This is a genomic window from Paenarthrobacter sp. AMU7, assembly GCF_041200195.1.
Taxonomy (GTDB): Bacteria; Actinomycetota; Actinomycetes; order Actinomycetales; family Micrococcaceae; genus Arthrobacter.
Window position 1 is genome coordinate 602,311 of record NZ_CP165735.1, and the last position, 12,999, is coordinate 615,309.

The following is a 12,999-nucleotide window of genomic DNA, read 5'->3' on the forward strand; positions in this document are numbered from 1 at the left end:
GCGGCTGCGTAACCGAGGGCTTCAAACCACAAACAGACACTTTAAGGTGTAGGCGGAGCAACGGCGGCCGGAGAGGGGAGCCTGTGTCAAAAACAACGGGTAGATCCCAACGCGGTGGCCATACCGGCGTCAGCATTGAGGACGTCGCTGCAGCCGCCGGAGTCTCGACGGCCACCGTCTCACGGGCCGTGCGGGGGTTACCTCGGGTTTCTCCGGCCACTCGCGAAAGAATCCTCGAAGTAGCCAGTTCACTCGGGTATGTGGCGTCGTCGTCAGCGTCAGGCCTGGCCACCGGCCGTACGCGCACCATCGGTGTGCTGGCCCCTTTCGTGAGCCGTTGGTTCTTCTCAAAGGCCATCGAGGGTGCGGACCGTGAGCTGCATTCCCGCAAGTACAATCTCTCGCTGTTCAACCTGGGGGGCCACGGGAGCAACCGTGAGCGGCTCTTCAGTTCCACCATGGTCTACAAACAAATCGACGCCCTGTTGGTGCTGTGCATGTCCTTGACCGCGGAAGAGCTGGAACACCTCCACAAGATCGATATCCCGCTGGTTGTGGTGGGCGGGCACGTTGAGGATTGTGCGTACATCGGCATCAACGATTACGACGCCGCGTCCACCGCAGTGCGGCACCTCCTGGACCTGGGCCACAAGGACATCGCCCTGCTCCACGGCGACGACGAAACGGACCTGAACTTCGACGTACCCCGCGTGCGTATCCGCGCCTTCCAGGAAGTCATGACCGACGCCGGACTGGAGGTCCGGCCCGAATGGGACCAATGGGGCGATTTCACCGTTGCCAGCGGCCAGCAGGCCTTCAACCGGCTATGGAACCAGCCCGGACGCAAACCGACAGCTATTTTCTGTTCGTCGGACGAGATGGCGATGGGCGTCATTTTTGAGGCCGGCCGCCACGGCGTCAGGGTGCCTCAAGACCTCTCAGTGATCGGCATTGACGATCACGATTTCTCGGCCTCCATTGGCCTGACTACAGTGGGCCAGCGCCCCGACAACCAGGCCGAGCTTGCCACGAAAATGCTGCTGGACGAGTTGGACGGCAACCCGGAAGCCGTGCATTCGGAAGTGGCTCCCCACGAGCTGATCGTGCGCGAGACAACCGCCCCACCCGGCGCATAAAGCCGCCGGCTAGGAGGCCCGCGCCAGCTGCCGGATGGGGATCCAGCGCGAGGCGAGCCTCCGGTATGCAGCGGCCGCGCCGGTCATGTCGCCCTCGGCGAGGCATTCGATGCCCAGCCGCACGTCCATGGGGGACTCGTCCGGATACACCTTGTCTGCCACTGCGCCGTAGTCCAGTTCCACCATGGACTGGATATGAAAGAGTTCCAGCCATTCGGTGAGCTGCGTCAGGTCATCCAGCATGTCCAGGTCCGGCGCAGCCAAAGCCAAGTGGGCCACGGCGAAGCGTGCACGGTCCAGGGCCTCCGTGAGGGGAGTCCACACCCGGACGGTGAGAATGCGCCCTTCAGCCTCCACTACGTCCTTGCGGTCCGACTCGGCGAAGAGCGAGAACCAGCTGAACGGGATACCCCACGTTGAGGCCCGGGTATGGACGCGCTTTGCATCTTCCCCGGCGTTGATTCGATCGATTCTGACCTGGTGCTTGTCACGTTGCGAGACGGGAATGAGGAGGTCGGCCAAGGGACTGTGCACACCGTCCATGAGCGCGTTGGCTGCCAAGCCGGCCCGAATCACCAGTTGGCTGGGGCAGTAAAGCAACCGTCCGGCGTCGTGCCCTTCCTGGGCCGATGCCGCACTGTGGTGGGACGCGGCAGCTCCGTCCGCCGCGGCTGCTTGGTCTGTTCCAGCTTCGTCCGGCGTTGCCGCGTGACGTCCGGTGGGAACCCGCGTCATGCGCACCAGGTCGGTGCTGCCGGTGGGGAACGGGTCGCCGCCGGAACGTGTGATGCGGCCCAGCGAGGCCTGCAGCTCCGCATTTTCGACGGCGGCCCGGGAACCGCTCTTGCTGCCCTTCGCCACGAGCTGGCGCTGCTGTTCGGGCGGGAACGCTTCGAGGGGCTCGTAAATGCGCAGCGATGAAGAGAAGGGCAGCCCTGCCTGGCCCCGATACAGGTTTCCAGTCATATCAGCTGCCCCTTTCGTTAGTGATGTGTACTCAGTTTGCGAGCTCCACGATCACGGGAGCGTGGTCCGAAGCGCCCTTGCCCTTGCGTTCCTCGCGGTCAATGGAGGCGCCGGTGACCCGCGAAGCCAGTGCCGGGGATGCGAGGCAGAAGTCGATCCGCATGCCTTCCTTCTTGGGGAAGCGCAGCTGCGTGTAGTCCCAGTAGGTGTACACGCCGGGGCCCGGAGTGTAGGGACGGACGACGTCGGTAAATCCTGCGGCTTCGAACGCGTGGAAGGCGGCGCGCTCTGGTTCGGAGACGTGGGTGTAGTTGTTGGTGCGGAACAGTTCGATGTCCCACACGTCGTCGTCGAACGGGGCAATGTTCCAGTCACCCATGAGGGCGATCTGCGCAGTGGGATCGGACTTGACCCATTCAGCGGCATGGCCCTGAAGGACATCCAGCCATTTGATCTTGTACGGCATGTGTTCGTCGTCCAGGGAACGGCCGTTGGGGACGTAGAGGCTCCAGATGCGGATGCCGCCGCAGGTAGCGGCGATGGCGCGGGCTTCCTGCGCGGGATCTTTGCCGGCCTTGCCGAACGCCGGCTGGTCCAGGAACGTGCGTTCAACATCTTCCAGCCCCACGCGGGAGGCGATGGCAACACCGTTCCACTGGTTCACACCGAAGTGGGCAACCTCGTAGCCCATACGCTCGAAGAGCTCCCACGGGAAGTTTTCGTCCTTGCACTTGGTCTCCTGAATGGCCAGGACATCGCAGTCGCTTCGCTCAAGCCAGGCTTCAACGCGGTCTGCACGGGCGCGGAGGGAGTTCACATTCCAGGTAGCTATCTTCACAGCCACTAACTTACCGAACTTGGCGCTGAGCGCATCCCCTGACGGCTTTTTACCGCGACCTTAGTGGCCATACAGCGGCTCCGTGTTGGCCAGTTTGCGCAGCCCGATGCCGGAGGCGATGAGCAGCAGGCCCATCACCATCGCGAACCCTGCCAACATCCACACCAGGCTCAGGAAGCCCAAGCCCGGATTCACCAGCACAAAGATGCCGAAAACGGTGGTGATGAGGCCGGTCAGGAACCAGATTCCCCAGTTGCGGACGAAATTCCTGGCGGCCAGGGACAGGACGATTTGCGAGAGACCCAACACCAAGGCCCACAGCCCGATGAGGACGCCCACTGCGGCGGCCGTAATTCCCGGCCAGGCAATGGCCAGGATGCCGGCAGCAATGGAGATCAGGCCGCCCACTATGGTCCAGCGGGACCGGCCTGCGGGGTCGTAGAAGTAATGCGCCACGCTGGTGATGCCGTCAATGATCGCGAAGACCCCGAACATGACAATCACCACGAACGCCGTAGCGCTGGGCAAAGCAATAATCAACAGGCCAAAAACAATGGCGAGGACTCCCCGGACGATCAAAGCCGTTCCCGGGGTTTTGAACATTTTGCGATCCGCTGCGTCCGACATAGGGCCAGAGTAGCCAACCGCGTCTCCTACCGCATCCCCTCGCGGCGGATAGCTGTGGCGATGGCCGCTGCCCGCGTCTCGACGCCCAGTTTGGCGTAGATGTGGGCGAGGTGGGTCTTGACTGTTGCCTCCGAGATGAAGAGACGTTTTCCAAGGTCACGGTTGCTGAGGCCTTCGGTCAGCAGGCTGAGCAGTTCGGCCTCGCGCGGGGTGAGGATTTCGTCCGGGTTCCGCAGTTGTTGGAACAGCCGGGAGGCCACCGGAGCGCTCATCACACTCTTTCCCTGCACAGCTCCTCGAACCGCCGCGAAGATCTCCTCCGGGGCAGCATCCTTGAGCAGATAACCCATGGCGCCGGCGTCTACGGCACGGACGATGTCTGCGTCCGAGTCGTAGGTGGTGAACACAATGATCGCCTGCTTGGGGGTTCGCTGGCGGAGCTGTTTGATGGCTTCGATGCCGTCCATCCCGGCACCCATGGCCAGGTCCATGAGGACGACGTCCGGGGCATGCTGCTGCGCCGCTTCCAGCGCTTCCTCACCGGAGGCGGCTTCCCCGACGACGGCGATATCGGCTTGGGTGCCCAACAGCGCCGTGAGTCCGCTCCGGACTACGGTGTGGTCGTCCACGAGAAGCACGGAAATGCGGGTCACAGGGCCTCCTCCTTTGAGCCATTATCCGGTTGTGCGGGCGGCCCGACCGGCAGCTGCGCCGCGATGATGGTGCCCTCGTCAGGCGTGCTCTCCACAGACAATTCTCCGCCCAACTGTTCCACGCGTTGCCGCATGGCCCGAAGCCCGTATCCTCCGGCTTCCGACGGCGGAGGTACCGTTCCGGGATCAAAGCCGCGGCCGTCGTCGTACACGTCCAAGGTAACCGCAGACGGAAGGTACCCAAGGGTCACGCTGGCGTGGTTCGCGCGGGCATGTAGTTTGATGTTGGCCACTGCGCTCTGGGTGACGCGCAGCAGGGCGTGCCGCACCTCGGAAGGGAGAGGCCGCGGATCTCCGGTGACTTGGACGCGGATGGTCTCCACATATTGCCGTGCTGCGTGCTCCAGGGCCTCGGGGAGGGGCCCGGATTCCAGGCCGGGCGCGGAGAGTTCGTGTACCAGGCTGCGGGTATCGGCGAGGTTGCGTCGCAACAGATCCGCAGCTTTGCGCACATCCTGGTTCGAAGCAGGAGCGGGCCAGGAGCGTTGGGCTGCTTCGAGGAGGAGAAGGCTGCTGGCCAGGCCCTGGGTGACGGTGTCGTGGATTTCCCGGGAAACACGCTCGCGCTCGGCGGCGACTCCGGCTTGCCTCTCGCCGGCGGCAAGCCGTTCCTGGTCGCGCTCAATCTTGTCGTAAATCAACGTGAGCAGGGCGCCCGCGGCGAGCGGACCCAGCAGCATCGCGATGTCTGTCCAATCGCTCATCCGGAAGAGTCCGACGGCGGTGGCGGCCGCCGTCGCGCCCCCCGCCAGATAGGCGGCCCACCCGCGGAAAGCGGTCCGGGTAAGGAAAAAGATAGCGAAGGAACACCACGCGAAGCTGGGGGCGGCGATGACGAGCGCCGCCCACGCCGCCACCAGGACGATCATCCACGGAATCCATAGCCGGCGAGGCTGGCCGGGTTGCCGCCGGCCACGTTCCCGTCGCCGGGCCAGCACTGCTGTGACCGTGTAAAGGACACAGACGGTTCCAGCCAAAGCCACTGTCCAGAGGTTGTCGGCGGGGGAGTGCCGCATGACGTAGCGGACCGCTGAAGCGACCATCAGGACGGCGAAGCCCAGATGCACCACAGCATCGATGCGACCGTCGAAGCGAATGCTCGGCGCCGGCTGTGGAGGGGCAGTTGGCATCTTCCCATGCTAGATCCCGCGCGGGCATCGGTCTCTCCACCTTTTGGCTGATACCGATGACGGAAAGGCTGAGCCCGGGAACGGCGACCGGGCGATGTGGCGTTGAGGGCGTCCGCGGAAGCATGGAGATGTACCCGATACGAACCACTGCACCCGATGCCCACCACTAGGAGAACCCCGTGAAGAAGTCCCGTAAGATGATCGCCGCCGCCGCTGCCGGAGCGCTGCTGCTCACCGGTGGTGTGACTGCCGTGGCCAACGCAGTGTCACCCGCAGCCGCGCCGGCTGCCGCCCAGGCCGCCCCCGTGAAAGTTGCCGCAGAAGTACAGCCGGCACCGGAGAACGTCGTAGCGCAGAACCGTATCTCCGTGGGTGCTTCGAGCGCCGCCGTCAACGCCGCGCTAGCCAAGTGCCAGGCGGACAAACTGCCGTTCGTCACCGTGGCCCTGGTTGACCGTTTCGGCACTGTCCAGGCACTCCTTCGCGGTGACAACGCCGCCGAGCACACCATCGAAGCCGCCAAGCAGAAGGCCTACACGGCCGCAGCCTTCGGTGCTCCCACCAGCGAGCTCGCCAAGCGCATCAACGGCAACGGCCCGTCCATCGCCGACCTCCCCGGCACCCTGTTCCTGGCCGGCGGCGTCCCGCTCAAGGTCAACGGCGTGTCGGTGGCCGGCATCGGAGTCGGCGGAGCACCCGACGGCGCACTCGACGAAGCCTGCGCCACGGCCGGTGCTGAAGCCTTGGCCGCGGCAGCAAAGTAGCCTCGACGGTATGAGTTCCATGAAGGCGCGCGGCCTGGCCGGTTCGGTGATCGGTGCAAGCGTACTGGTCGCCGGGCTCATGGCTGGCTGCGCGCCGTCGCCCCCGCCGTCCGTCACAGCCAGTCCGGGCACGACGGCGGCCTTACCGTCCGGCGGTCCGGTCCCGACTCCCGCAGCCCCCCACTCGACCGCAGCGTCGACCCCAAGTCCCGGCCCGGCGTCGTCGGCTGCTGTGCCTCCCCGACTGTCACCCGAGGCCCAGAGGGAAACCGACCGACTCCTGATCCTCGCCGCGAAAGCCAATGACGCTGCGAGGGTTCGTGAACTCATCGCGGCCGGCGGAAACGTCAATGCCAAGATATCCAGGACTCCGCCTTCCTCTACGCGGGTGCGGAGGGTTTCAACGAGGTCCTGCAGCTGACCTTGACCGCGGGCGCGGATGTTCGCAGCACCAACAGATACGGCGGCACTGCGCTGATCCCTGCGAGCGAGCACGGGCATACGGAAACTGTCCGGATTCTGATCGCAGCAGGTGTGCCCGTAGACCACATCAACAACCTGGGCTGGACTGCCATGCAGGAAGCCATCCTGCTCAACAACGGGGGACCGAACCAGCAGGACGTGGTCCGGCAACTTCTCGCAGCCGGTGCCAACCCGGATATCCGCGACCCCCAAGGCCGAACCGCCCTGCAGAACGCAGAGCGGCTCGGGTTTACGGAGATCGCGACGTTGATCCGGAACCGGTAACTACACGGCTTCCAGCACGCTCACGTAGTTGGCGATGCCGACGCCGCCCATGTTCTGCACGGCACCGCGCCGTGCGTTCGGAAGTTGCATGTCCCCCGCAGTGCCCGTGAGTTGCATGGCCGCGATGACATGCTGCGACACGCCCGTGGCGCCCACGGGGTGTCCCTTGGCCTTGAGCCCGCCGGAGACGTTGACGGGCAGCTTCCCGTCCTTGTATACCCAACCCTCCTGGACAGCGCGCGCCCCTTCGCCGCGAGGTGTGAGCCCCATGGCCTCGTACATGATGAGCTCGGCGATGGTGAAGCAGTCGTGCACCTCTGCGAAGTCCAGGCCCTCAAGGCCCACACCAGCCATGCCCAGCGCACGCTCCCACGAAGCCCTGGTGGCGGCAAACTCGGTGGGATCCCGCTTCTCCGCGGGGAAGAAGTCGTTCGCGTGACCAAACCCGGCAAGGCGCACAGGTGCCGTAGCGCCGCCGGTCGCCGACGTTGACAGCACGACGGCGGCGGCACCGTCCGAGACCGGCGAACAATCCGTGCGGCGCAAAGGCTCGGCCACCATGGGGTTCTTCTCGGAAATGGTCCGGCAGAATTCCTCGCCGAAGTCGCGATGCATCTGGGCGTACGGGTTGTCCATGCCGTTCCGGTGATTCTTGGCGGCAATGGAACCCAGGACATCGCCGAGGCCGCCGGGGTACTTCTCGGCGTCGATGCCGGAACCGTAGCGCTTCCCGTAATGCTTGGCCACCTCCGCGAACAGGCCCGTGAATCCTGTGGAGGACGCCTTGCCCGCCATCTCGTACGAAGCGCCCAGGAGGGCTGCCCCCACCACATCCGCTCCGGCGTCGGTCATTTTCTCTGCGCCGATCACCAGCACGTTGCGCGCGGTTCCGGCGAGGACAGCCTTGACGCCCTGCTGGAAGGCAGCCGATCCGGAAGCGCACGCGTTCTCAGTGCGGGTAGCCGGAACGTTGGCCAAGTCCGCTGAAAGCTGGAGGGCCAGGGACGACGTGAAGCCCAAAGGCTGCATGCCGGAGTTGAACTGGCCGAGGTAGATCTCGTCAATGTCCTTGGGGTTGAGTCCCGAATTCCGAATGGCTTCGCCGGCCACCTGGACGATCAGCGACTCCAAGGTGTCATCCGTGAGCTTGCCGAACTTGCTGTGTCCCCATCCAGTGAGCAGGATGTCTTTGCCGAACTGGTCTTTCAGGCTCATGCGTTGGCTCCTTCAAGCGTGTGTTCTTCAGAGGTGAGCGCTTCCGTGAACTCTGCGTCCGTCTTGCTGCGGAGCTCCTCCACCGTGACGCCCGGGGCGAGGCGGGTCAGCAGAAGGCGGGTGCCGCCGTCGTGCGTTTCTTCGATGTCAAAAACGGCCAGGTCCGTGATGATCCGGTCAACGCACCGGAGGCCCGTCAGCGGCAAAGTACATTCGCGGACGATCTTGGCCGTGCCGTCCTTGGCATTGTGCTCGGTGAGTACCACCACACGCGGTGTTCCGGCCACCAGGTCCATGGCTCCGCCCATGCCCTTGACCATCTTGCCGGGGATGGTCCAGTTGGCGAGGTCGCCGGACCCGGAGACCTGAATGGCACCCAGGATGGCCACCTTCACGTGACCGCCGCGAATCATGCCGAACGAAGTAGCGGAGTCGAAGATGCTGCCGCCGGGGGTGATGGTGACGGTCTGCTTGCCTGCGTTAATAAGGTCGGCGTCTTCCTCGCCCTCATACGGGAACGGGCCCATGCCGAGCAGGCCATTCTCGCTCTGGAGGACCACCCGCACGCCGTCGGGCAGGTTGTTGGCCACCAGCGTGGGGATGCCGATGCCGAGGTTAACGTAGTCGCCGTCGTTCAGTTCTTCGGCCGCGATGGCGGCCATCTGGTCACGTGTCCATGCCATGGTGAATGCTCCTTTTGCTTCTAAACCGTGAGGGCTTCGGCACGCTGCCGGACCGTGCGCTGTTCGATGTCCTTAACCCGTGCGGTGGCCAGGACCAGCCCTTGCACGTAAACGCCGGGGGTCACAATGTGGTTGGGGTCCAGCCCGCCCGGCTGCACAATGACTTCGGCCTCGGCGATGGTGACTTTCCCGGCAGTAGCCACCACAGGGTTGAAGTTGCGGGCGGTGTAGCGGTAGATCAGGTTGCCGTCCGTGTCGGCCGTGTGGGCGTGAACCAGCGCGACGTCGGCGGTGATGGCGCGCTCGCGGACGTACGTGACGCCGTCGAACTCTTCCAGGGGCTTGCCTTCGGCAACCAAAGTTCCCACACCGGTGCGCGTGTAGAAGGCGGGGATGCCGGCGCCGCCGGCGCGGAGGCGTTCAGCCAGGGTGCCTTGCGGCGTGAATTCGACCTCGAGTTTCCCCGCAAGGTACTGCTCGGCGAAAAGTTTGTTCTCGCCCACATAGGAAGCTATGACCTTCCGGACCTGGCCGGCCTCGATCAGGACGCCGAGACCCTTGCCATCCACCCCCATGTTGTTGGAAACGATGGTGAGGTCCTTGGCACCCGATTCCCGGACGGCATCGATCAGGTCTGCGGGGATTCCGCTCAGGCCGAAGCCCCCGACGGCGATGGTCAGGCCGTCTGCCATCAGGTTCTGCAGCGCTTGGGCTGCGCTCGCGTACATGGTGGACATTCCGAACTCCTCGTCGAGCTTTAGATGGTGCGTCCACTTTGTGGACCTCTTTCGCTTAAGACTGAGCCTAGGTTCCTTGAGGGATGTATGCAACGGAGCGCGGTGTTGGCTACTCATGGTGTGGACGCTAGGCTCAAGGGTGTCCATATTATGGATGAAATCTTCGGGAGGGTGCTGTGGCGGTACAAGGAGCGCAGGTTGTCGGCCGGGTGGCGCAGTTGCTGCGGCTGGTGGGCCGCAAGCCGGAAGGTATGTCCCTTGCTGGCCTGGTGCGCGAATCCGGGTTGACGCGGCCAACAGTGCACCGGCTGCTGACCTCGTTGGCTGCCGAAGGTTTGCTGGAGCACGACGCCGGCAAGTGGGTGCTGGGGCCGGAAATCTTCCTGCTGGGCTCCGTTGCTGCGGCCCGTTTTCCCATGGAAGACATTGCCCGCCCGTCGCTGCGCAGACTGGCAGCGGAAACGGGAGAGAGCGCGTTCTTCTCCATCCGCCGGGGGAACGAGACCATCTGTGTCCTGCGCGAAGAGGGCTCATTTCCCGTGAGGTCGTTTGTCCTGCACGAAGGGGTGCGCTTCCCGCTGGGGGTGGCTTCTGCGGGGACCGCGATCATGGCCTTCCTGCCCCCGGACGAGCAGGAATCACTGCTGAAGGACTGGGGTTCGCATGCCGGCGACTTTGCCGCGGGGCACCCCGCGGAGGTGGTGCGGGATAACTTGGAAAATACACGGCTGGCTGGCTACTCCGTCAATCCGGGCCTCATCCTTGAAGGCAGTTGGGGAATGGGAGCCGCGGTGTTCGACCAGCAGGGCCGGCCGGCGTGGGCTCTCTCCTTGACCGGGATTGAGCCCAGGTTCCGTCCGGACCGCCAGGAGTTCCTGGGCAGGCTGCTGTTGGAGGAAGCGCACCGGATGACGGCAAGGTTGCAGGGCGCTAGTTGAGATCCAGGCGCATCAGGACCCTGGGGAAGCCGTTCAGCACCGAGGTGGTTTCGGCGACCTTCTTGAAGCCGGCCTTCTCGAAGAGCCTGCGGGTACCAACATACGCCATGGTCAGATCCACCTTGCCGCCCTTGTTGTCCACGGGATAACCCTCAAGCACGGGAGCGCCGTGGCTCTTTGCGAAGTCGATGGCCCCTCGCAGGAGTTCATGGGAAATGCCCTTGCCGCGATGCCCCGGCCGCACCCGGATGCACCACACCGACCACACCTCGGCGTCGTCAACATGGGGGATCTTCCGGTTCTTCGCGAAACTGGTGTCCGCACGCGGGTGGACCGCTGCCCACCCGACTACTTCGTCGCCGTCGTACGCCAAAACACCGGGAGGCGGGTCCTCTGAGACCAGCTTCTTGACGTAATTTCCACGCTCCTGTTTTTGGAGTTCCTGGTTCAGTTTCGACGGGATCCTGTAGCTCAGGCACCAGCACACGTTGGAGTCGGGACTCTTCGGCCCCACCAAGGTCTTCACGTCATCGAACACCGTCGCGGGGCGAACCTCGATAGCCATGCGGACATCCTGTCATCGGGGCTGGATGCAGGCAACGGCTTTGAACTTTCACGAGCTCAGCTTCGGAGGTATGCGAGCACTGCCAACACTCTCCGATGCCCCCGGTCCATGGCGGACAATTGCAGTTTTTGGAAGATATTGCCGATGTGCTTGCTCACAGCAGTTTCAGTGACCACCAGGCGGGCTCCAATGGAGACGTTGTCCAGTCCTTCTGCCATGAGGCCAAGGACTTCGCGTTCCCTTGGGGTCAGAGTGCCCACCGGATCACCGGCACCGCGGCGGCTCATCAGCTGGGAGATCACTTCAGGGTCCATGACGGTTGCGCCGCCGGCAACCCGCCGAAGGGTGTCGGTAAACTCGGCAACCTTGCCCACCCGCTCCTTCAACAGGTAACCGAGTCCGGCCGCCCCCTCGGACAACAGGTCACCGGCGTAGCGGTCCTCCACATACGCGGAAAGGACCAACACCGGAAAACCGGGCCTGCGGCGTCGAGCTTCACGTGCTGCCACAAGGCCTTCATTGGTGAATGTGGGAGGCATCCGCACATCCAGAACGGCGGCGTCTGCATCGTCCAGGACAGCCAGGAAGTCGACTGCGTTGTCCACGGCAGCGATCACATCGAAGCCTTCGCTCTTGAGGAGAAGTGACAAGCCTTCCCGGAGGAGCGCGTCATCCTCGGCAATCACAACCCGCACGGCAGCTCCACCTTTACCGTTGTTGGTCCGTTGGCCGGGCTCTGAAAATCCAGGACGCCCTCAAAAGCAGCCGCCCTGCGTCGAATTCCTGCAAGCCCGCCACCCGGACGTTCCACGGCTCCGCCATGGCCGTTGTCCTCCACCGAGATCAGGAGGCGATCAGCAGAGGGGTCCCGTTTGACCACCACGGACATTCGGGTGGCGGAACTGTACTTATTGGCGTTGGTCAAGGCTTCGGCAACGATGAAGTAGCTGGCTGATTCCAGTGCAGCCGGTACTCGGTGCAGATCCGAGACCATCAAATTGCAAGGGATCGCTGAACGTCCCGTCAACGCAGAGAGCGCGCCTTCAAGGCCAAGTTCCTCCAGGATCGGCGGGTGAATATCGTGAACCGCCGTCCGTAACCCCGCCAGAGCCTCGGTGGCCGCTTGCTGGGCCCTACGGACGTGGGGGAGTGCGTCGTCGGGACTCTTTTCAAGAGTTCGCTCCGCCAGCCCCAGCATCATGACCACGCCCACCAAGCGATTTTGCGCGCCGTCATGCAAATCGCGCTCAATCCTTTTGAGCTCTGCTGAATGCGCATCCAACGCAGCGGCACGGCTGGCAGTCAACGCCGTCACCCGCTCGGCCAGGTACGAGCTCGCAGGAAGAGACAGCATCTTCCCCTGCACCCAGGCAAGCCCAGCGGCGGCTCCCGGGATCAACCACCAGGAGATTACTGCGTACCCGGCTCCGATCAACAGCATCCACCAAGCACCGCCCCACGACGTTACTGGATAGAGGCTAACCACTGGTTGATCCACAGGAAGGAGGTACCAGTAGGTGGGAATGAGCAGCGAGTTCAAGGCGCCAAAAGGGAATCCGATACACAAGAGCGCCACTATCGGCATTCCCAGCCCATGAGCCACCAACCATAACAAGTCCCGGCCAGTGCTGCGGGAAAAGACCAAGCGGAGGCGCTCTTCGAACGACGGGTTGTTGGGAATGGGAGCGTAGCTTTCGGTTACGGGCGCAGCTGCGTAGCTGAATGTTCGACGGCGGGCCAATGCCGCCCACCAGCGCAAGCCGGCTACCGCCCTGGGCGCAACGAGCCATCCTCCACTGAAGAGGAACAGCGGAATGAGGAGCGCAGAAACCATGAACATGCCCATGGAAATGATGCTGGTGAACAGCTCGCCAACAAGATAACCGTAGGCACGCAGCCATCGCCGAAAACGGGGTTTGATCATGACCCCAAGTCTGCCG

General features: G+C 63.9%; 14 protein-coding genes and 1 pseudogene. 4 read left to right on the forward strand and 11 right to left on the reverse strand.

Annotated features, from left to right (window positions below):
- Positions 1-83 precede the first annotated feature (83 nt).
- Positions 84-1,136: a LacI family DNA-binding transcriptional regulator gene (locus tag ABQM86_RS02975; protein WP_207596028.1), complete on the forward strand. Its 1,053-nt coding sequence runs from the start codon at positions 84-86 to the stop codon at positions 1,134-1,136.
- 9 nt (positions 1,137-1,145) lie between these two features.
- Here ABQM86_RS02975 and ABQM86_RS02980 read toward each other — a convergent pair whose 3' ends face one another.
- From ABQM86_RS02980 to ABQM86_RS03000, 5 genes are read right to left on the reverse strand one after another with little or no spacing between them, the layout of a single operon-like run.
- Positions 1,146-2,102 (reverse strand): hypothetical protein, encoded by a 957-nt coding sequence (locus ABQM86_RS02980; RefSeq protein WP_207596029.1) that lies wholly within the window; start codon positions 2,100-2,102, stop codon positions 1,146-1,148.
- A 31-nt stretch (positions 2,103-2,133) separates the two neighbouring features.
- Entirely contained in the window at positions 2,134-2,940 is an 807-nt protein-coding gene (locus ABQM86_RS02985) for an exodeoxyribonuclease III (protein ID WP_089597124.1), read from the reverse strand.
- Between the two features lie 60 nt (positions 2,941-3,000).
- Entirely contained in the window at positions 3,001-3,567 is a 567-nt protein-coding gene (locus tag ABQM86_RS02990) for an HdeD family acid-resistance protein (protein WP_207596030.1), read from the reverse strand.
- A 26-nt stretch (positions 3,568-3,593) separates the two neighbouring features.
- Positions 3,594-4,220: a response regulator transcription factor gene (locus ABQM86_RS02995; protein ID WP_207596031.1), complete on the reverse strand. Its 627-nt coding sequence runs from the start codon at positions 4,218-4,220 to the stop codon at positions 3,594-3,596.
- Positions 4,217-5,410, reverse strand: coding sequence for a sensor histidine kinase (locus ABQM86_RS03000; RefSeq protein WP_369745893.1), 1,194 nt, complete (start codon positions 5,408-5,410; stop codon positions 4,217-4,219). Before ABQM86_RS03000 ends, ABQM86_RS02995 begins: the two co-directional genes overlap by 4 nt.
- A 179-nt stretch (positions 5,411-5,589) precedes the next feature.
- On the opposite strand from ABQM86_RS03000, the gene ABQM86_RS03005 reads away from it, so the two are divergent.
- Both ABQM86_RS03005 and ABQM86_RS03010 read left to right on the forward strand, forming a co-directional pair.
- A complete protein-coding gene (locus ABQM86_RS03005) occupies positions 5,590-6,174 on the forward strand; it encodes a heme-binding protein (RefSeq protein WP_207596033.1) in 585 nt (194 codons plus the stop codon).
- Between the two features lie 19 nt (positions 6,175-6,193).
- Positions 6,194-6,921, forward strand: a pseudogene (locus tag ABQM86_RS03010) (ankyrin repeat domain-containing protein).
- Here the strand turns inward: ABQM86_RS03010 and ABQM86_RS03015 are convergent.
- The 3 genes from ABQM86_RS03015 to ABQM86_RS03025 are packed head-to-tail and all read right to left on the reverse strand — an operon-like array spanning position 6,922 to position 9,556.
- Entirely contained in the window at positions 6,922-8,136 is a 1,215-nt protein-coding gene (locus ABQM86_RS03015) for an acetyl-CoA acetyltransferase (protein ID WP_369745894.1), read from the reverse strand. It lies immediately after the preceding pseudogene.
- Entirely contained in the window at positions 8,133-8,819 is a 687-nt protein-coding gene (locus ABQM86_RS03020) for a CoA transferase subunit B (RefSeq protein WP_369745895.1), read from the reverse strand. Before ABQM86_RS03020 ends, ABQM86_RS03015 begins: the two co-directional genes overlap by 4 nt.
- Positions 8,820-8,839: 20 nt before the next feature.
- Positions 8,840-9,556 (reverse strand): CoA transferase subunit A, encoded by a 717-nt coding sequence (locus ABQM86_RS03025; protein ID WP_207596036.1) that lies wholly within the window; start codon positions 9,554-9,556, stop codon positions 8,840-8,842.
- A gap of 176 nt (positions 9,557-9,732) precedes the next feature.
- Here ABQM86_RS03025 and ABQM86_RS03030 point away from each other — a divergent pair, with 176 nt between their 5' ends.
- Positions 9,733-10,494, forward strand: a complete 762-nt coding sequence (locus ABQM86_RS03030) for an IclR family transcriptional regulator (RefSeq protein ID WP_207596037.1) — start codon at positions 9,733-9,735, stop codon at positions 10,492-10,494.
- On the opposite strand, the gene ABQM86_RS03035 is transcribed toward ABQM86_RS03030, so the two are convergent.
- From ABQM86_RS03035 to ABQM86_RS03045, 3 genes are read right to left on the reverse strand one after another with little or no spacing between them, the layout of a single operon-like run.
- The gene (locus tag ABQM86_RS03035) at positions 10,487-11,059 is read right to left on the reverse strand and encodes a GNAT family N-acetyltransferase (protein ID WP_280626317.1); all 573 of its coding nucleotides are present in this window, start codon (positions 11,057-11,059) and stop codon (positions 10,487-10,489) included. The genes ABQM86_RS03030 and ABQM86_RS03035 overlap by 8 nt on opposite strands.
- Positions 11,060-11,115: 56 nt before the next feature.
- Entirely contained in the window at positions 11,116-11,754 is a 639-nt protein-coding gene (locus ABQM86_RS03040; RefSeq protein WP_207596039.1) for a response regulator transcription factor, read from the reverse strand.
- Positions 11,742-12,983, reverse strand: coding sequence for a sensor histidine kinase (locus tag ABQM86_RS03045; RefSeq protein ID WP_369745896.1), 1,242 nt, complete (start codon positions 12,981-12,983; stop codon positions 11,742-11,744). Before ABQM86_RS03045 ends, ABQM86_RS03040 begins: the two co-directional genes overlap by 13 nt.
- Positions 12,984-12,999 lie beyond the last annotated feature (16 nt).